The sequence below is a fragment of the Paracoccus sp. SSK6 genome (assembly GCF_039770665.1).
Classification (GTDB): Bacteria; Pseudomonadota; Alphaproteobacteria; order Rhodobacterales; family Rhodobacteraceae; genus Paracoccus.
Genome location: NZ_JBDPNJ010000044.1, coordinates 1 through 16,075 on the forward strand (window position 1 = coordinate 1; position 16,075 = coordinate 16,075).

18 protein-coding genes are annotated in these 16,075 nt (G+C 67.4%); 8 read left to right on the forward strand and 10 right to left on the reverse strand.

The annotated features are described in order from the left end of the window. Window positions 1–107: 107 nt before the first annotated feature. Genes AAIL68_RS16260 through AAIL68_RS16275 form a run of 4 tightly spaced genes read right to left on the reverse strand, consistent with a single transcriptional unit; the run spans window position 108 to window position 2,200 of the window. Window positions 108–758, reverse strand: a complete 651-nt coding sequence (locus AAIL68_RS16260) for a pseudouridine synthase (protein WP_347140784.1) — start codon at window positions 756–758, stop codon at window positions 108–110. After that, window positions 755–1,381, reverse strand: a complete 627-nt coding sequence (locus AAIL68_RS16265; RefSeq protein ID WP_347140785.1) for a LysE family translocator — start codon at window positions 1,379–1,381, stop codon at window positions 755–757. The genes AAIL68_RS16260 and AAIL68_RS16265 overlap by 4 nt, the downstream gene beginning before the upstream one ends. Beyond that, window positions 1,378–1,755 carry a GFA family protein gene (locus AAIL68_RS16270; protein WP_347140786.1) on the reverse strand — a complete coding sequence of 126 codons (378 nt, stop codon included), beginning with the start codon at window positions 1,753–1,755 and terminating at the stop codon, window positions 1,378–1,380. The genes AAIL68_RS16265 and AAIL68_RS16270 overlap by 4 nt, the downstream gene beginning before the upstream one ends. Continuing rightward, on the reverse strand, window positions 1,748–2,200 hold the full coding sequence (locus AAIL68_RS16275) for a GAF domain-containing protein (protein ID WP_347140788.1): 453 nt from the start codon (window positions 2,198–2,200) through the stop codon (window positions 1,748–1,750). Before AAIL68_RS16275 ends, AAIL68_RS16270 begins: the two co-directional genes overlap by 8 nt. Before the next feature lie 88 nt (window positions 2,201–2,288). Here AAIL68_RS16275 and AAIL68_RS16280 point away from each other — a divergent pair, with 88 nt between their 5' ends. Genes AAIL68_RS16280 through AAIL68_RS16300 form a run of 5 tightly spaced genes read left to right on the forward strand, consistent with a single transcriptional unit; the run spans window position 2,289 to window position 5,967 of the window. Beyond that, a complete protein-coding gene (locus AAIL68_RS16280; RefSeq protein WP_347140789.1) occupies window positions 2,289–3,623 on the forward strand; it encodes an ATP-binding protein in 1,335 nt (444 codons plus the stop codon). Beyond that, complete coding sequence (locus AAIL68_RS16285) at window positions 3,620–4,243, forward strand: response regulator transcription factor (protein ID WP_347140790.1); 624 nt, start codon at window positions 3,620–3,622, stop codon at window positions 4,241–4,243. The genes AAIL68_RS16280 and AAIL68_RS16285 overlap by 4 nt, the downstream gene beginning before the upstream one ends. A 5-nt stretch (window positions 4,244–4,248) precedes the next feature. Then, a complete protein-coding gene (locus tag AAIL68_RS16290; RefSeq protein ID WP_347140791.1) occupies window positions 4,249–4,761 on the forward strand; it encodes a DUF2478 domain-containing protein in 513 nt (170 codons plus the stop codon). Next, complete coding sequence (locus AAIL68_RS16295) at window positions 4,758–5,027, forward strand: sulfurtransferase TusA family protein (protein WP_347140792.1); 270 nt, start codon at window positions 4,758–4,760, stop codon at window positions 5,025–5,027. Before AAIL68_RS16290 ends, AAIL68_RS16295 begins: the two co-directional genes overlap by 4 nt. A 13-nt stretch (window positions 5,028–5,040) precedes the next feature. Then, complete coding sequence (locus tag AAIL68_RS16300; protein WP_347140793.1) at window positions 5,041–5,967, forward strand: AEC family transporter; 927 nt, start codon at window positions 5,041–5,043, stop codon at window positions 5,965–5,967. Between the two features lie 28 nt (window positions 5,968–5,995). Here AAIL68_RS16300 and AAIL68_RS16305 read toward each other — a convergent pair whose 3' ends face one another. Together AAIL68_RS16305 and AAIL68_RS16310 are read right to left on the reverse strand one after the other, a co-directional pair. Then, window positions 5,996–7,558 carry a DHA2 family efflux MFS transporter permease subunit gene (locus AAIL68_RS16305; protein ID WP_347140794.1) on the reverse strand — a complete coding sequence of 521 codons (1,563 nt, stop codon included), beginning with the start codon at window positions 7,556–7,558 and terminating at the stop codon, window positions 5,996–5,998. Then, the gene (locus AAIL68_RS16310; RefSeq protein WP_347140795.1) at window positions 7,559–8,692 is read right to left on the reverse strand and encodes an HlyD family secretion protein; all 1,134 of its coding nucleotides are present in this window, start codon (window positions 8,690–8,692) and stop codon (window positions 7,559–7,561) included. A gap of 119 nt (window positions 8,693–8,811) precedes the next feature. Here AAIL68_RS16310 and AAIL68_RS16315 point away from each other — a divergent pair, with 119 nt between their 5' ends. Continuing rightward, on the forward strand, window positions 8,812–9,501 hold the full coding sequence (locus AAIL68_RS16315; RefSeq protein WP_347140796.1) for a TetR/AcrR family transcriptional regulator: 690 nt from the start codon (window positions 8,812–8,814) through the stop codon (window positions 9,499–9,501). Window positions 9,502–9,794: 293 nt separating this feature from the next. Here the strand turns inward: AAIL68_RS16315 and malQ are convergent, their stop codons facing one another. Further along, window positions 9,795–11,639, reverse strand: a complete 1,845-nt coding sequence (malQ, locus tag AAIL68_RS16320) for a 4-alpha-glucanotransferase (RefSeq protein WP_347140797.1) — start codon at window positions 11,637–11,639, stop codon at window positions 9,795–9,797. 214 nt (window positions 11,640–11,853) lie between these two features. Here malQ and AAIL68_RS16325 point away from each other — a divergent pair, with 214 nt between their 5' ends. Next, window positions 11,854–12,297, forward strand: coding sequence for a hypothetical protein (locus AAIL68_RS16325; protein ID WP_347140798.1), 444 nt, complete (start codon window positions 11,854–11,856; stop codon window positions 12,295–12,297). 214 nt (window positions 12,298–12,511) lie between these two features. Here AAIL68_RS16325 and AAIL68_RS16330 read toward each other — a convergent pair whose 3' ends face one another. The 3 genes from AAIL68_RS16330 to AAIL68_RS16340 form a co-directional block, all read right to left on the reverse strand. Beyond that, a complete protein-coding gene (locus tag AAIL68_RS16330) occupies window positions 12,512–12,679 on the reverse strand; it encodes a hypothetical protein (RefSeq protein ID WP_347140799.1) in 168 nt (55 codons plus the stop codon). A gap of 157 nt (window positions 12,680–12,836) precedes the next feature. Then, entirely contained in the window at window positions 12,837–13,718 is an 882-nt protein-coding gene (locus AAIL68_RS16335; RefSeq protein ID WP_347140800.1) for a manganese catalase family protein, read from the reverse strand. A 989-nt stretch (window positions 13,719–14,707) separates the two neighbouring features. Continuing rightward, entirely contained in the window at window positions 14,708–15,328 is a 621-nt protein-coding gene (locus tag AAIL68_RS16340; RefSeq protein WP_347140801.1) for a hypothetical protein, read from the reverse strand. 190 nt (window positions 15,329–15,518) lie between these two features. On the opposite strand from AAIL68_RS16340, the gene AAIL68_RS16345 reads away from it, so the two are divergent. Further along, on the forward strand, window positions 15,519–16,075 hold a 557-nt coding region (locus tag AAIL68_RS16345; protein ID WP_347140802.1), incomplete at its 3' end, for a recombinase family protein.

Genomic DNA, 16,075 nt, shown 5'->3' on the forward strand with positions numbered 1-16,075 from the left:
CTAGTTCGAGTGGCAGCTAGGTCCGCAAAGCGGATACATGACCCCAGAACCGGAACGGAAGGGATCAACCTGAAACCCCGCGCGTCCTTGCGGTAGACGACAACCCTCTAGAACGGCGCCGGCTGGCTGAAGCTGACCTGCACCCCGCTGTCGGGATGGCGCAGGCGCAGGCTTTCGGCGTGCAGCATCAGGCGCGGATGATCCGCCGCGGCGCCTGCCGCATACAGCGGATCGCCCAGGATCGGGTGGCCGGTCTCGGCCATGTGGACGCGCAGCTGGTGGCTGCGCCCGGTCAGGGGGAACAGGCGCACGCGGGTTTCCGCGTCCGTCGCGCGGATCACCCGCCATTCGGTCAGCGCGGGGCGGCCTTCGACATGATCGACCTTCTGGCGCGGGCGGTTCGGCCAGTCCACGATCAGCGGCAGGTCCACCTGACCGGTCTTCGGTTCCAGCCGCCCGGCAAGACGCGCCACATAGGCCTTCTTGACGCGCCGCTCCTCGAACTGCTTGGCCAAGGTGCGCTGCGCATGGGGCGTCAGGCCGAAGACCATCACGCCGGACGTGTCCTGGTCCAGCCGATGCACCAGCAGGATCGTCGGAAAGGCGCCGCGCAGGCGGTTGATCAGGCAGTCGTCCTTGCCCTCGCCCCGGCCCGGCACGGACAGGAGGCCCGAGGGTTTGGAAACCACCAGGATCTCGTGGTCGGCATGGATCACCTCCGGCTGGTCCGGCGGCGGGGCATAGGCGAAGGCCGTCATTTCGCGACCAGCCGGATCGCCAGGCCCGCGAACATCACGGCGGCGATCCTGTTGATGAGGCCAAGGCGCTGCCCGATCACATGGCCCGCATGGCCCGCGACGATGCCGTAACCCATCGTCACCAGCGTGCCGGTGAAGGCGAAGATCAGCCCAAGGCCCGCGATCTGCTGCCAGACCGGACCCCAGGCGGGATTGGTGAACTGCGGCAGGAAGGCCAGCAGGAACAGGACCGGCTTGGGGTTCAGGACATTGGACAGGAAGCCGCGCCGGATGATGTTCCAGGGCCGCACGCTGCCCCGCGCCGAGGGATCCGCCGGTCCCGCGCGCCAGCTTTTCCACGCAAGCCACAGCAGGTAACCCGCGCCCGCGTATTTGATCGCGCGCAGCGCCTCGGGGTGGGCGGCGACCACTGCGCCAAGGCCCAAAGTCGCCAGCGTCACATGCAGCAGCACGCCCAGACCCACGCCAAGCCCCGCAAGCGCGCCTGCGCGCGGCCCGCCCTGGATGCCGCAGGCGCTGGCGAAGAACACGTCCTGCCCCGGCGCCAGGTTCAGCATCAGCCCGCCCGCGACGAATGCGGCCAGTTGCGACAGGGGGATGGCGGCGATCGTGTCCCAGATCATCCCTGTTGTTCCTGCGGCAACCCGTCGGCGATGTCGTAGTAGTCGCCCTTGTCGGCCACATAGATATGGCCCACCAGTTGCAGGCCCGTGGGATTGTCCACGGCCCCCGCCGCGACCTCGACCCGGTCGCTGCCCGTCCTGCGCCAGAACAGGCTGCTGCCGCAGTCCGGGCAAAAGCCGCGCTCGGCTTCGTCAGAGGAGCGGAACCACTTGACCGGCCCCTCGACCGCCAGTTCGGCGGACCCGGCGGCGGCCCAGACATGGCCCGACCAGCGGCGGCACTGGCTGCAATGGCAGGCGCGCAGGGGATCGCCGCCCCAAGTGCCCGTGAAGCTGACCGCGCCGCAGAGACAGCGTCCGGTGAAATCAGACATCCCTGAAAACCTCCTCCAGAATGGCGGCCAGCCGGGCAGCATCGGTTTCAGTGAAGGCATCCGGCCGGTCGCTGTCGATGTCCAGAACGCCGATCAGCCGCCCCCCGTTGCCAAAGACCGGCAGAACGATTTCCGACCGGGTGGAACTGGCGCAGGCGATATGGCCGGGAAAGGCGTCCACATCGGGCACAAGCTGCACCTGCCCCGTGCGCGCCGCCGCCCCGCAGACCCCGCGCGAGAACGGGATCACCAGGCAGCCATGGCCGCCCTGATAGGGGCCGATCTTCAGCAGTTCGGGCGCGACCACGCGGTAGAAGCCCGTCCAGTCGAAGCGGTCGTCCGCATGGTGGATCTCGCAGGCGAGCGTCGCCATCAGGGCAACTTCGTCGGTCTCGCCCTCGGTCAGGGCACGGATGCGGGCGGAAAGCGCGTCGTAATCGGTCATGCCCCCTTTCTAAGCGCCAGGGTTCCGCGCGAAAAGCCGTCTTTCGTCCATTTGACGCGAGTGCGCGCTTCGGGCCAATCTGCGCGCCATGAACCGCCTGACCCTGACGCAGCGCATTCTTCTGGCAAGCCTGATCGTGCAGGCGGCGCTGTTCGCGGCCCTGGCCGCGGCCAGCCTGGAAAGCGCGCGCCGCGACATCGCGACGGAAACGCGGCTGGCAGTGGACACGGCGCGCGCGCTGGTGCTGGCGACCGTGGGCACCATGCAGGGGGCGGTGCCGCCCGACCGGATCATGCGGCTTCTGCCCGAACGGCTGGTGGTGCCGCGCCATGTCACGCTGGGCATCGTCGATGCGGCGGACGGCGTGCTGCGCCGCCCGCCCGCCCCGGTCCCCGCCCCCGTCCCGGCGCCGCGCTGGTTCGCGTCGCTGGTGGCCCCCGGCCCGCTTGAAACCCGCCTGCCCGTGGCGATCGAGGGGCGGCCGCGCGGCTATGTCTTCATCGGCGCCGATCCGGGGACCGAGATCGCGCTGGCCTGGCGCGACCTGCGGGCCTTCCTGGGGCTGGCAGGGCTGGCCGCGCTGGTGCAGGCGGGGCTGATCCTGTGGGCCACGCGGGGGGCGCTGCGCCCCGTGGGCGTGATCGCCAGCCGCCTGGCCGACCTGCGCCGGGGGGATCTGTCGGCCCGCGTGGGCCCGGTGCCGCAGCGCGATCTTGCCCCCGTGGCCGCCGGGGTGGACGACCTGGCCCAGGCCCTGGCTCAGGCGCAGGCGGACCGCGCCCGGCTGCAGCGCCGCGTCGTCACGCGCGGGGACGAGGAGCGCAAGGCCATCGCCCGCGACCTGCATGACGAGATGGGCCCCTGCCTGTTCGGCCTGCGGGTCGAGGCCGATGCCCTGCGCGAGGCCGCCCCCACCCCCGCCATCGAGGCCCATGCAACCTCCATCGCCCGGATCGCCGAGGAGATCGCCCGCGTGAACCGCGCCCTTCTGGGCGACCTGCGGCCCATGGCCATCGGGCAACTGCCGCTGGCCGCCGTCCTGGGGGATTATGCCGCCGACCTGGGGCGGCGCTTCCCGGATCTGGGGATCGACCTGGATCTGGCACCCGGCCTGCCGGAACCGGACGAGGCCACCGCGCTGACGCTGTTCCGCATCCTGCAGGAAGGCACCACCAATGCCCTGCGCCATGCCGGGGCCAGCCGGGTTTCGATACGCCTGTGGACCGATCCCGCCCATTGGCGGATGGAGTTGCGCGACAATGGCCGGGGCATGGCGCAGGGCACGCGCGAGGGCACCGGCCTTACGGGCATGCGCGAACGGATCACGCTTCTGGGCGGCGATTTGCGCTTGTCCTCGGGCGCGGGGGGAACCACCATTGCCGCCAGCCTGCCCTTGCAGCAGCCGGAAGAAGGATCGCCATGAAATCCGCGCTTGTCATCGACGATCACCCGATCACGCATCTGGGCGCGAACCGCCTTTTGCGCGACCTGGGCTATGACCGCATCGGCCAGGCCATGTCGGGCGAGGAAGCGCTGGCGCAACTGACGGCGGGCGATGCGCCCGACCTGATCGTCCTGGACATCAGCCTGCCGGGCGCGGGAGGGCTGGATCTGGTGGCGCCCTTGCGCGCGGCGGCGCCGGACGCGCGGATCCTGATCTTTTCCATGAACGACCAGACGGGTTTCGCCGCCCGTGCCCTGCAGGCGGGCGCCCAAGGGTTTTTGTCGAAGAACGCGCCCCCTTCCGACTTCCGCGAGGCGGTGCGGATGCTGGAGGAAGGCGAGTTCTATCTGTCGCCGCGCCATGCCATGGCGCTTGCGACGCTGCGGGCGGGGGCGGCGGCCGATCCGCTGGGGGCGCTGTCGGACCGGGAACGTCAGGTGCTGGCCCTGATCGGCCGGGGCCTCAGCCTGCAGGCCATCGCGGACGAGCTGGATGTCAGCTACAAGACCGCCGCCAACACCTCGTCCCTGCTGAAGAAGAAGCTGGGCGTGGACGGGATCAACGGCTTGATGAAATTCGCATTGGACAGCGGGGTATGATGGCGATGCTGGGTTGGTTCAGTCTGGATGACGACGCCCCGCCGGGCGAGGCGGACCGGATCCTGGCGCGCCTGGCCACCCGATTGGCCGATTCGGGGCTGCGCGTGGCGGGCGCCACCCAGCGGAACACCGATCTGGGTGCGGACTGCGCCTGCGACATGGACGTGCTGGTGATCGGCGAGGAGGACAGGCCGGTCCGCATCTCTCAATCGCTCGGGGCCGGATCGAGCGGCTGCCGGCTGGATCCGGGCGCGCTGGAATCTGCGGCGGCCCGCGTGGGTGCGCGCATGGCGGGGGCGGAACTGCTGATCCTGCCCAAGTTCGGCCGGCAAGAGGCCGTCGGGCGCGGCTTTCGCAGCGTGATCGCGCAGGCGGCGGCGGAGGGGATCCCGGTCCTGCTGCATGTGCCCCCCGAACAGCGCGCGGCTTTCGCCGATTTCTGCGGCGGCATGGGCCAGCATCTTCGGCCCGAAGCCCTGGCCGACTGGTGCCTGGACCAGGTCGCGGGCGTCCGGTGATCCCGCTGATCGACGCGCGCGGGCTGCTGTGCCCCCTGCCGGTCCTGCGGCTGCGCAAGGTTCTGCTGACCCAGCCGCCGGGCGCGCGGGTGCGCCTGCTGGCGACCGACGCCATGGCCGCCGTCGATGTGCCGCATTTCTGCGATGGCGCAGGCCACCTGCTGGTCGGACAGCGCGAGCTGGAGGACGGGGTGATCGAATTCACCGTCGAAAGGGGGCTGTCCGCCCCCTCGGCCGCAGGCGGCCTCACCCCCGAGGATATTTAGGCACAGAAGATCAATGCTTGCGGTATTCTTGAAGACCCTGCCCTTCTTCGGGTTGATCGGCCTGGGATGGCTGGCCGCGCGGACGCGGTTCTTTCCGCAGGAGGCGGCGGCCTGGCTGACGAAGTTCGTCTTCTACTTCGCGCTGTCGGCCATGCTGTTCCGCTTTGCCGCCCGGCTGGATCTGGCCGCGCTGTTCGACACGCGCTTCGTGCTGGCCTATCTGGGGGGATCCTTTGCGGTCTGGCTGATCGGCATGGCGGCGGCGCGGGCGCGCGGCCTGCCCCTGTCGGAAGCCGCGATGGAGGCGCAGTGCTGCATGATCGGCAACACGGGCTTTCTGGGCGTGCCGATGCTGGTCGTGCTGCTGGGGGACCGCGCCATCGGGCCGGTGCTGATGGTGCTGACCATCGACATGCTGGTCTTTTCCACGCTGATCACCCTGATCATCCATGCGGGGCGCCATGGGGGCCTGCGCCTGGCAAGCCTGGTCCCGGTCGGGCGCGGCATCGTCGCCAATCCGATGATCCTGTCGATGGTCGCGGGGCTGGCCTGGGCGCAGTTGCGCCTGCCGCTGCCCGGCCCGCTGGACGAATTCCTGGTCCTGCTGGGCGGGGCCGCCACGCCGGGCGCCCTGTTCGCCATCGGCGCCAGCCTTGCCGGGCGGCGCATCGGGCGGCTTGCGGTGTCGGTCTGGCTCAGCGCGGCCAAGCTGGTCCTGCACCCCTTGGCCGTCGGCGCGGCCGCCTGGGCCCTGCGCGTCGAACCCTTCGCCGCAGGGGTCATGGTCGCGGCGGCGGCCCTGCCGGTGGCGGGCAATGTCTATATCCTGGCGCAGCATTTCCGCGTGGCCCAGCAGCGGGTCTCGGCCGCGATCCTGATCTCGACCATGCTTGGCATCGTGACGATCCCGCTGGTGATGCTGCTGATCGGGCAGGCGTGAAGGCGGTTCCGACCGCACGTCGCCCCGTTCAATGCCCGCCGCCGCCTGCCGCCGCGCGTGCGGGCGGCTTCATCGCCAGCGCCATCAGCGCAAGCCCGACGAACAGCATCGTCAGCAGCGTGAAGACATCGATGAAGGACATGATCGTGGCCTGCCGCGCCACCTTGCCCATCATCTGCGCAAGCGCCCCGTCGGGGCTCAGGCCGTGGCTGGCAAGGTTCTGCCGCATCATCCGAAGCTGGTCCAGGGCCTGGGGGTTGGCCCAGTTCACGGATTCGTCCAGCCGCGCGGTGTGCAGGGCGCGACGGTCGGTCAGCACGGTGTTGATCATCGCCAGCCCGACCGCGCCGCCGAGGTTGCGCATCAGGTTGTAAAGGCCCGAGGCACCCTTCATCTTGGCGGGCGGCAGCGTGCCGAGCGCCAGGTTGTTGATCGGCACCATGCAGATCATCAGGGACAGGCCCCGAAGCACCTGCGGCCAGAACAGTTCGTAAAAGTCCCAGTCGGCGGTCATGCCGGTCAGCATCCAGGACGATGCCCCGAAGCCGATGAAGCCGCAGAGCAGCATCAGCCGCAGGTCCATCCTGGACGACAGCATCCCCGCCAGCGGGGCCGAGACGAACATCGCCAGGCCCGACACGAAGACCGTCTTTCCGATCATCAGGCTGTCATAGCCCCGGATGGCCGAGAGATAGAGCGGGTAAAGATAGGTCATCCCGTAGAGCCCGATCCCCATCACGAAGGAAAAGACCGAGCCGACCGCGAAGTTCGTGTCACTGAAGGCCGAGAAATCCACCAGCGGTTCGTCGCGGGTGAAGGCGCGCCAGAAGGTGACAAACCCGCCCACGATCATCACCACGAACAGGATGGCCACGGCCTCGTCCTGGAACCAGTCGTTCGACGGCCCTTCCTCCAGCACGAATTCCATCGCGCCCAGGAAGGCCGCCAGCGCCACCAGCCCGGTCCAGTCGAACTTGCCCCACAGCGACCATTCCGGCTTGTCGAAATCGACCAGGGCCAGAACGCCCAGGGTGACGGCGATGCCCGCGGGCACGTTGACCAGGAACAGCCAGTGCCAGGACAGCGCATGGCTGAGATAGCCGCCGACCGTCGGCCCCACGGTGGGCGCCAAGGTCGCCACAAGCCCGATCATGGGCGAGACGACATTGCGTTTCGCAGGCGGAAAGATCGTGAAAGCCGCAGCAAAGACCGAGGGGATCATGCCGCCGCCCAGGAACCCCTGGACGCCGCGCCACAGGATCATCTCGTTGATGGACGACGAGGTGGCGCAGAGGAAGGATGCCGCCGTGAAGCCCGCAGCCGAGATGGCGAACAGATAGCGCGTGGACATCATCCGGCCCAGGAAGCCCGACAGCGGGATCATCACCACCTCGGCGATCAGGTAGGATGTCTGCACCCAGGAGATTTCGTCGGATGACGCCCCCAACCCCGCCTGGATCTCCGGCAAGGATGCCGAGACGATCTGGATGTCCAGGATCGCCATGAACATGCCGAAGACCATGATGAAAAAGGCCGCGACCCGGCGCGGCGTCAGCTCCGGCGCGGCGGCCTGTCCGGCGGGGGCGGCCATCTATTCGGCCGCTTCCGTGGCCGCTTCCGTGGCCGCATCGGGGCCGGTGCGGGTGTCGATCGCGACCTCGACCGACAGGCCCGCGCGCAGGTCGGGCGTGCCCTCGGGCAGGGCGATGCGGACGGGGACGCGCTGCACGATCTTGGTGAAGTTGCCGGTCGCGTTGTCGGCGGGCAGCAGGGAAAAGACCGCGCCGGTGGCGGGCGCGACCGACACCACCCGGCCCTCGATCTCGGGGCCCTCGAAGGCATCGACGGACAGGCGCGCGGTCTGGCCCACGCGGACTTCGGCCAGTTGGGTTTCCTTCAGGTTCGCCTCGACATAGAGGCCCTGGTCGGGGACCACGGCGGCCAGCCGGGCGCCGGCGCTGACCAGTTCGCCCCCCTTGATGGCGATATTGGCGACCGTACCGTCGAAGGGCGCGCGCAGGGTGGTGAAGTCCAGGTCGCGCCGCACCTGGGCCACCGCAAGCTCCAGCTCGCGGCGGGTCGCGCCGGCTTCGGCCCGCTGCGCCTTCAGCACCTCGACCTGGGCATTGGCGCCGGTGATGGCGGCGCGGGCCGCGTTGCGGTTGGCCTCGGCGGTGGCCAGGGCTTCGTTGGCCGCGTCCAGATCGGCCTGCGATGTCACCCGCCGCGCCGCAAGGCCACGGGCCCGTTCGGCCGAGGTGCGGGCGGCGGTCAGCACCGCCTCGGACGCGGCAAGCTGCGCCTCGGTTTGCGCGACATTGCTTTCGGCGGCGGCGACCTGCGCGTCGATGCGGGCCAGCGTGCTGGACAGCTCCGCAAGCCGTGCCTGCGCCTGTTCGAGGGCGATGCGGTAATCGCCGTCGTCGATCCGCAGCAGCACGTCGCCCGCCTTGACATGCTGGTTGGCGGCAACGGGAATATCCGCGACATAGCCGGTGATCTTGGCCGAGATCAGCGACAGGTCGGCCCGCACATAGGCATCGTCCGTGGACACCAGAAAGCGCCCTTCGGTCCACCATTGCCAGCCTTCGTAGCCGCCGCCCAGCAGGGCGATCAGCGCAAGCCCGCCCAAGGCCAGCTTCTTGCGGCTCTTGGGGGCGGCAGGCTGCGGTGCGGCGGGCGCTGCGACGGGCTGATCCGCCTCGGGACGTTCGTGTCGGGACATCGGAAGGCTACCTGCGCTCAGGGGACATCGAACCACATGGTTCGAGAAGCGGAAAATAGATCCACGGCGCCGGGTTTTCAATATTCCATCGAACCCTGCGGTTCGATTAAAATGGCGCCATGACGCAGGACAGTACCCCCATCCCCGACGCGCCCTTGCCCCGCCGCCACGCCGCCGGAGAGGATCCCCAGAAACGCGACCAGATCCTGGCCGGGGCCTGGCAGGAATTCATGGCCAAGGGCTTCGACGCGGCCACCATGAACGGGATCTGCCGCGCGGCGGGCGTGTCCAAGGGGACGCTCTATGTCTATTTCCGCAACAAGGAGGATCTGTTCGTGGCCCTGGTCGAACATCGCCGCGCCCAGATCACCGAACAGTTGCGCGCGGCCCTTGCCGTTCCCGGCGGGATCGAGGCGCGGCTGACCGCCTATGCCGCCGCGATGATCCGCATGCAGACCTCGGCAGACGTGCTGCGGTCGCAGCGGATCGTGGTCGCCATGGCCGAACGGATGCCGGACCTTGCCCGCCGCTTCTATGACGCGGGCGCGCGCCAGGTTCTGGGGGGCCTCGGCCGCTGGCTGGCCGAGGCCGAGGAAGCGGGCCTTTTGCACATCCCGAACCCCGAACGCGCCGCGCAACAGTTCATCGAACTGGCGATGGCGGGGGTCTGGCGCCAATTCCTGTTCGGCCTGCGCCGCGACCCGCCCGGCCAGGCCGAGATCGATTCCCTGGCGGCGGACGCCGTGCGGATCTTCATGGCGGCCCATCGGGGGTCCGGGCAGGCGGAGGCCTCCAGCCCCGAAGCCTGAGCTTCACGCGGCGCCGGATCATCGTCGAAGCCAAATGATGGACGTGTCCGGCTGGGCAGCGACAGGACGCTTCCCTGACCGGGCGGGACAAGGAAACGCATGCGTTTCCCCCGCCGCGTGATCGGGTTCCATCAGAGACTTTGCCATCCCGCGACCCCTTGAGGCCAGCGCCCGACCCGAGGGGGGCGTGTAAGCGCCCGTCTGGGGGCGGGGCGGTCACTGGCCGGGCCTTTGAAGCCCGGCGGTGTTGTTGGATATGACATCGCGCGGCGAAGGCGATGGCCTTCGCCAGATCAGGGGCGGTGCAGGGATGAATGTCGATCCGCCTGGACGGGCGACACGGCCTTGCGGGCAAGGCTGCCGGGCCGTTCCGCCCGTATGCCCGCCAGGATGGCGCCGAACATCTCGCTTTGCGCGATCTCCTCGACCGTCCTGCCAAGCCGGGGGCGCCAGTTCGGGTATTCGTCGCTGGTGCTGGGCAGGTTCACGGGGCGGATCTCTCCCGCAAGATCCTCCAGCCGGACCGCCATCAGCCGGGACGGGGTGCGCGCCAGATAGCGGTGGACGGCCACCAGCACGTCGAGCGGCGCGCTGTCGCCTGCGGGCGTGTCATCGCGTCGCGCCAGAAGACCCGCATCGGCAAGGGCGTGCAGAAGCTCGCGGCGTTCGGCGGGCCGGGCATCGGCCTGCTCGCGGGCCGTATCCTCGGCGATCAGGCCGAACCTTTCGCGCAAGGCGACATCGCGGCAGGCCCACCATCCCTGGAGGGTCGGAAGGTCATGGGTCGAAAGGCAGGCCAGGGCGTTTTCGGGGTAATCCCGCGGCGCGATGAAGGACGCTCCCTCGCGTTCGAAGAACAGGATGCGATAGGACAGGATGCCCACCGCATCCATCATGGCGCGAAAGCCCGGCGGGACATTGCCCAGATCCTCGCCGATGACGATGGTGCGGCTGGCATTCGACGCCACTGCCAGCGCGCGCAGCATGTCGTGGAGGGGATAGCGCGCATAGGCGCCTTCCGCGGGCCCCGCCCCTTCGGGGATCAGGAACAACTGCCACAGGCCCATCGCATGGTCGATCCTGACGGCGCCCGCGCGGTCCATGACCTTGGCCATCAGCGTGCCGAAGGGGGCGGCGCGGGTCGCGGCCATGGCGGCGGGCGACAAGGGCGCAAGCCCCCAGTCCTGCCCGTGTTCGTTGAAGTAATCGGGCGGCGCCCCGATGCTGACCTTTGACAGGACATCGGGCCGCCCCCAGCTTCCCGACCCGTCCGCAGCCTCTCCCACCGCGACATCGAGGTAGAGGCCGATGGCCATCCCCGCCTTGGCGCAGGCCGCCTGGACCCCGGCAAGCTGGCGGTCGGCCTCCTCTTGCAGCCAGCGGTGGAAGGCGATGTGGGGGGCGTGGTCGCGTGCAAAGGCGCCGACCTGCGGGCCGTCGGGATCGCGCCATGGCTCCGGCCAGCCGCGCCAGCCGGCGCCATGCCCGTCTGCGGCCATTCGTGCCGAAACCGCCTCGAACAGGGCGTGGCGGTCCAGGTCGTCCCCGCCCCGGCGACGGAAATCGGCGGATGCGTCCGGCCCGCCAAGCCCGTCCCAGATCCGGCGAAGGACGCGCAGCTTGGCGGCCGCGACGGCTGGATAGTCCACAAGGTCGGTGCCCTGAAGGCGCGCGATCTCGGCCGCGTCGGCCAGGACGGGATCGAAGCCCGTCACCCGGTCCACGGCGATGTAGAGGGGGTTCAGGAACCGCCGGTTCGAGGGCGAGAAAGGGCTGCACCGCGCCGGATCGGACAGGAACAGGGCATGAAGGGGGTTCAGCCCGATGAAATCCGCGCCCTGTTCCGCAAGGATGACGGCCAGGGATTCCAGATCGGCGAAATCGCCGATCCCCCAGTTCCGCGCGGACCGAAGCTGGTAAAGCTGCACCGCCACGCCCCAGGCCTTGGGCCCGTCGGGCAGATGGCAGCGCACGCCTTCCGGCGCGGTCAGTTCCTGCGGCGGCATCCCGGCGCCGGGTCCGAAGGCCGCGATCAGCCTGTCCAGCGTGGCTTGCGGAACGCGGTGCCTGCTGCCGCCGACGCCTTCATAATCGGGCTGGATGCCCTGCGCGCGCGCCCGTGCCTCGATGTCGCCCATGGATGTCTCGCTGCCTGTTGCCCTGCCTGAACGGGATGCCGTGGCGATTGTTCCTGGGCGTGGCTGCGGGAAAACAAATGTTGTCGGGGGCGGGGAATGGCCGCCCGCGCCCCTGTACAGCCATGCCGCCATCTGCAAGCCTTGGCCTGCCGCGCCACAGCAGGAAGACCGCAGGAAGCGTGACGTTCTTGCCCGTCCCCTTCGCCCCCGTTTCTTGGAGGAACTGGAGGCGCGCTATCCCCTGCACCGGCTCGACCAGGCTCTGGACAAGGATGCGGTTCTGGCCAAGGCCGGGCCGGTCTGCATGGCCATGGTGGTGGACGGGCATGTGACGTTCCACGCCACGCTGCTGGACCGCTTGACCGCGCCGCGGCTGGAGGCCTGTTCCTCGGCCGGGTTCGACCGGATGGATCTTCCCGCCATGACCCGGCGCGGCACCACCCTGACCAACACCTCGGCGGCTCTGGCCGAGGATGTGGCCGACGCGGCGATCCTTCTGATGCTGGCATCCCGCCGCCCTCTGGTCGAGGCCGATGCCCATGTCCGGTTAAGCGACTGGGCACGGCTGGGCATGTTCCCGCTGACGGCCCGGCTGCGGGCAAGCGTGCGGGGATCGTGGGTCTTGGCATCATCGGGCGTGCCATCGACCCCGCCCTGACCGGGCTGCCCAATGTCACGCTTTATCCCAACACGCCAGCAGGACCACCGAAACCCACGACCGCATGTCGCAACTGGTGCTGGACAACCTGGATGCCTTCTTTGCAGGCAGGCCGCTGCTGACGCCGGTGAACTGAAGGGGCAGTTCTGGCAACCCCGCAGGGCCGACGCGCCATCATACAGGCGCGGCCCCTGCGGTCCGGCAAGCCGTTGCACTATCTGTCTTGCGGCTTTCCGGCGTTTGACGACTTGTCGGCCTTTCGCGACTTCGCCGGATCCACCAGGTCATCGGGGGATTGCGCGATGTTGTCCTGGCTCTGGGGCGGATTCCCGGGGTCGGTGCCAGAGCCACGGTTGCTCTGGTCGGGCGTTTTCTGGGTCATGGCTGGATCCTCCTTCGGACCAACGCGCTGCCGGTCGCGTTGTTCCAGGGGGAAGGCCTGGGAAGGGCGCTTGCGTCGGGGTAGACCATCCGGGAAGCATCGCCCCCCAATGCGGCGCGGGCCGCGCCTTGTGGCGGCCCGCGTGCTGGGCTTCAGCCTATTCGTGCGCCGTCTTCGGCACCGGCTTGGGCGGCGTGCCGTAAAGGCGCGGGTCCACCGGGTCCAGCAACCCCTGGTCGTTGCTCATGGGCTGGGGATCGGCCAGGTATTCGAACTGGCCCTTGCCGTCCGGCGACGGACCCTGCGCCCAGCGGCCCTCGGCGCTTTCGGTGCCTTCCGAGCAGTTCCAGAACTGATAGCTGACCCGCTGGTCCTCGAGCGATTGCGGGAAATTCGAAGGGCACGGGGTTTCCTCCAGACCGTCGGCCTGCAATTCCTCGATGGCGGCAAGCCACTGGTTCTGGTGCATCGTGTCGCGCGCGATCATGTAGGCCAGCATCCGCTTCACGCCCGCGTCCTCGGTCAGGTTGTAAAGGCGGCTGACCTGCAGCCGGCCCTGGCTCTCGGCGGTCACGTTGAAGCGGAAGTCGGCCAGCAGGTTGCCCGAGGCGATGGTGTACTTGGCGTTCCAGGGATAGCCCACGCTGTCGGCGGGCATGGCCCCCGAGCCCGAGACGATGGCGTGCTGCGGGTTCATGCCGGCGATGATGGCGTCCTGAAGATTCGCGCCCCCCATGACGGCGCCCACCAGCGAATTCTTGGCCGCGTCCTCCTGCGCCTCGACCGGGGAGGTCTCCAGCAGCCGCGCGATCATGGTGGCGAGCATCTCGACATGGGCGATTTCCTCGGTGCCGATGTCCATGATCATGTCCTTGTATTTCGCGGGGCCGCGGCAGTTCCAGCCCTGGAACAGATAGGTCATCATGACGCTGATCTCGCCCCACTGACCGCCCAGGGGCTCCTGCAGCATCTTGGCGAAGACGGGATCCGGCCTTTCGGGCTTGGCGTCGATCTGGAGGTGTTTGGTGCGAAAGAACATCGGGGACTCCTTTTTGCGTCCGCCCCAAACCGCGAGCCCCCCGTGATGTTCCAGGGTTCCGATCCTGATGCCATGCTTCCGACCGGATGGCCGTCAGGCCCGGACGTGCCGAGGCCGCTCACGGAACGGCAGCGTTGCGCCACGCCAGGGCGCCGCCCGACCCGAAGTCATGCGCGTGCCGAAAAATCAACGGGAGGCAGTGACGACTGGAAAGCCTTTGGGAGCTAAGGGCAGGCTTTCCGAAACGCCACAAGTTTTGGTCGGCGTCAGATAGTCCTGCCTTTAACGAGAGGAAAAATTGCGTGAGAACAGTGCGGGTTGTTTCCGATGCAAAGATGGGATTGCCTTTCCTGTCACAAAGGTCTGCCTCTGATTGGCCGCAGCCCAATCTCCGCCCTGTGTTTCGATCCAGTCCGACATGTCGTGGCGCTCCTTCCTGTTCCGCCAGTGGCGAAGCCATCCCTGCTTTTCACTTTGGATGACCTCATGTCATCCGAAGGGCAAAGCAGGGTGGGCGCAGCCCGAACTGCGGCCGGACGGTGATCTGACACACGGGGCCGGAGCGGTGAAATTGGGAGGGACCCGCGCCTTGGCGTGGGAGGAACCGGATTTCTCCGTGTAGGCTGACGCGGAGCGGCACCAGAGCCCGTGTTCAGATCGCCGGCCGGATGGCAGGCGGACAAACAAAATGAAAAGTCGTCAGCCGTGCCAAAGCGAAGCGGAGGCGCGGCTGTCCTCTGGATCAGCGATCGCGGTGCCCGCGATCTCCATCTCGGCTCTTCGCGTCGATGCTGTGCCAACTACTGACCGCCCGCTTCAGTCAGGCGGGCAAGCCGAAGTAAAGCATATGGAAGATCATGGTGGCTTTCCCTGATGAGAGAAGGCCGGCGCGACGACGGCTGGTCGCTTCATAACGTCGAGCGGCGATCCACATTTGGCTCCGTTGCCTGCCAGTAAACCAGGCTCATGGCTTCCGCGTTCCTGCGCGCCTATGTCCGCCGGTACCGCCCTTTGCGACGTGAACCCACGTACTTTATCATTCCTGACACCTTCAGCGACGCGATGTCACGACGTGCTGTTTTCAGGCTAATTTGCCACATCTGTACAAGATCACTCGCACGACATCGGCTGCCACGGGATATCTGACTCAAAAACCAGAGCTGCCGTTCGTTCAGCCCCTCAGAATCAGGGTCGTCCAAAGTGTCGTGACTAGGGTCATCCAAAAGGTCATTGTCCGTAGCCGGCACCACACCTGCATGCTCACCGAGCGCATAAGCCTGACGTGCTTCCGACAGCGCGACCCGATCAATAATAGCAGTTAGCTTCTCGGCACTGGCACTCTCAATGACTCCCAAAAAGAATGCCCGGATAACAGGTGACGACACCATCAAACGAAGAAAAAACACTGCATCAGGGCCGTGTTGGCCGGACATCCAGTGTTTCACCGTCCTCTCACTGGCATGGGTCTGACGCATCAACTTTTTGACCGTGTGCTGGCTGCCACCGTGTTCCTTCAGCAGCAGTTCAGCAACTGTGAGAGCATAAGCTCTGCGCCCTTCGAGGACTCCTGACCAATGACGGGGTTTCCTGCCCTTGTTCTGCAAACTCATCCGCATGCTCCGCGACTAATTTGTCAAAGGTGCGGAGCGTGGCAGTGCCCACCATGGCACTGCCCGGGCAGTCAGTTGGGGCGCTCACTGTCCAGACAGGAAGGGACGTACTTTGACGAACCATAAGACACCTGATGCTGATCCAGATGAACGCTCCCAGCACCTCATTCGCGCTGCCGAATACGTCCGCATGTCCACAGACCATCAGAAGTACTCAACAGAAAATCAGGGGGAAGCGATCCGTCACTACGCCTCCGCCCGTGGCATTGAGATTGTCAAAACATATGCTGATGCGGGGAAGAGTGGTCTGAAGATCGAGGGGCGAGACGCCCTGCGCCAACTGATAGATGACGTTCAGGCGGGAAGGACCGACTTCACCACGGTCTTGGTGTATGATGTCAGTCGATGGGGCCGTTTTCAGGATGCTGATGAAAGCGCGTACTACGAGTACATATGTCGCCGAGCTGGGATTTCAGTCCAATACTGTGCCGAACAGTTCGAAAATGACGGCAGCCCCGTCTCAACAATCGTCAAAGGCATCAAGCGTGCCATGGCGGGTGAATACAGCCGAGAACTTTCGACAAAGGTCTTTGCCGGTCAAGGGCGGTTGATTGAAAAGGGTTACCGCCAAGGTGGCCCTGCAGGTTTTGGCCTGCGGCGCATGCTGATCAACGAACATGGGGCGGCAAAAAGTGTTCTGGAACGCGGTGAGCACAAGAGCATCCAGACAGATCGGGTCATTCTAGG

Bases quoted from the DNA above. Each gene is read 5' to 3' on its own strand.
- AAIL68_RS16260 (WP_347140784.1), bottom strand. From the start codon at position 758: ATGACGGCCTTCGCCTATGCCCCGCCGCCGGACCAGCCGGAGGTGATC.
- AAIL68_RS16265 (WP_347140785.1), bottom strand. From the start codon at position 1,381: ATGATCTGGGACACGATCGCCGCCATCCCCCTGTCGCAACTGGCCGCA.
- AAIL68_RS16270 (WP_347140786.1), bottom strand. From the start codon at position 1,755: ATGTCTGATTTCACCGGACGCTGTCTCTGCGGCGCGGTCAGCTTCACG.
- AAIL68_RS16275 (WP_347140788.1), bottom strand. From the start codon at position 2,200: ATGACCGATTACGACGCGCTTTCCGCCCGCATCCGTGCCCTGACCGAG.
- AAIL68_RS16280 (WP_347140789.1), top strand. From the start codon at position 2,289: ATGAACCGCCTGACCCTGACGCAGCGCATTCTTCTGGCAAGCCTGATC.
- AAIL68_RS16285 (WP_347140790.1), top strand. From the start codon at position 3,620: ATGAAATCCGCGCTTGTCATCGACGATCACCCGATCACGCATCTGGGC.
- AAIL68_RS16290 (WP_347140791.1), top strand. From the start codon at position 4,249: ATGCTGGGTTGGTTCAGTCTGGATGACGACGCCCCGCCGGGCGAGGCG.
- AAIL68_RS16300 (WP_347140793.1), top strand. From the start codon at position 5,041: ATGCTTGCGGTATTCTTGAAGACCCTGCCCTTCTTCGGGTTGATCGGC.
- AAIL68_RS16305 (WP_347140794.1), bottom strand. From the start codon at position 7,558: ATGGCCGCCCCCGCCGGACAGGCCGCCGCGCCGGAGCTGACGCCGCGC.
- AAIL68_RS16310 (WP_347140795.1), bottom strand. From the start codon at position 8,692: ATGTCCCGACACGAACGTCCCGAGGCGGATCAGCCCGTCGCAGCGCCC.
- AAIL68_RS16315 (WP_347140796.1), top strand. From the start codon at position 8,812: ATGACGCAGGACAGTACCCCCATCCCCGACGCGCCCTTGCCCCGCCGC.
- malQ (WP_347140797.1), bottom strand. From the start codon at position 11,639: ATGGGCGACATCGAGGCACGGGCGCGCGCGCAGGGCATCCAGCCCGAT.
- AAIL68_RS16330 (WP_347140799.1), bottom strand. From the start codon at position 12,679: ATGACCCAGAAAACGCCCGACCAGAGCAACCGTGGCTCTGGCACCGAC.
- AAIL68_RS16335 (WP_347140800.1), bottom strand. From the start codon at position 13,718: ATGTTCTTTCGCACCAAACACCTCCAGATCGACGCCAAGCCCGAAAGG.
- AAIL68_RS16340 (WP_347140801.1), bottom strand. From the start codon at position 15,328: ATGAGTTTGCAGAACAAGGGCAGGAAACCCCGTCATTGGTCAGGAGTC.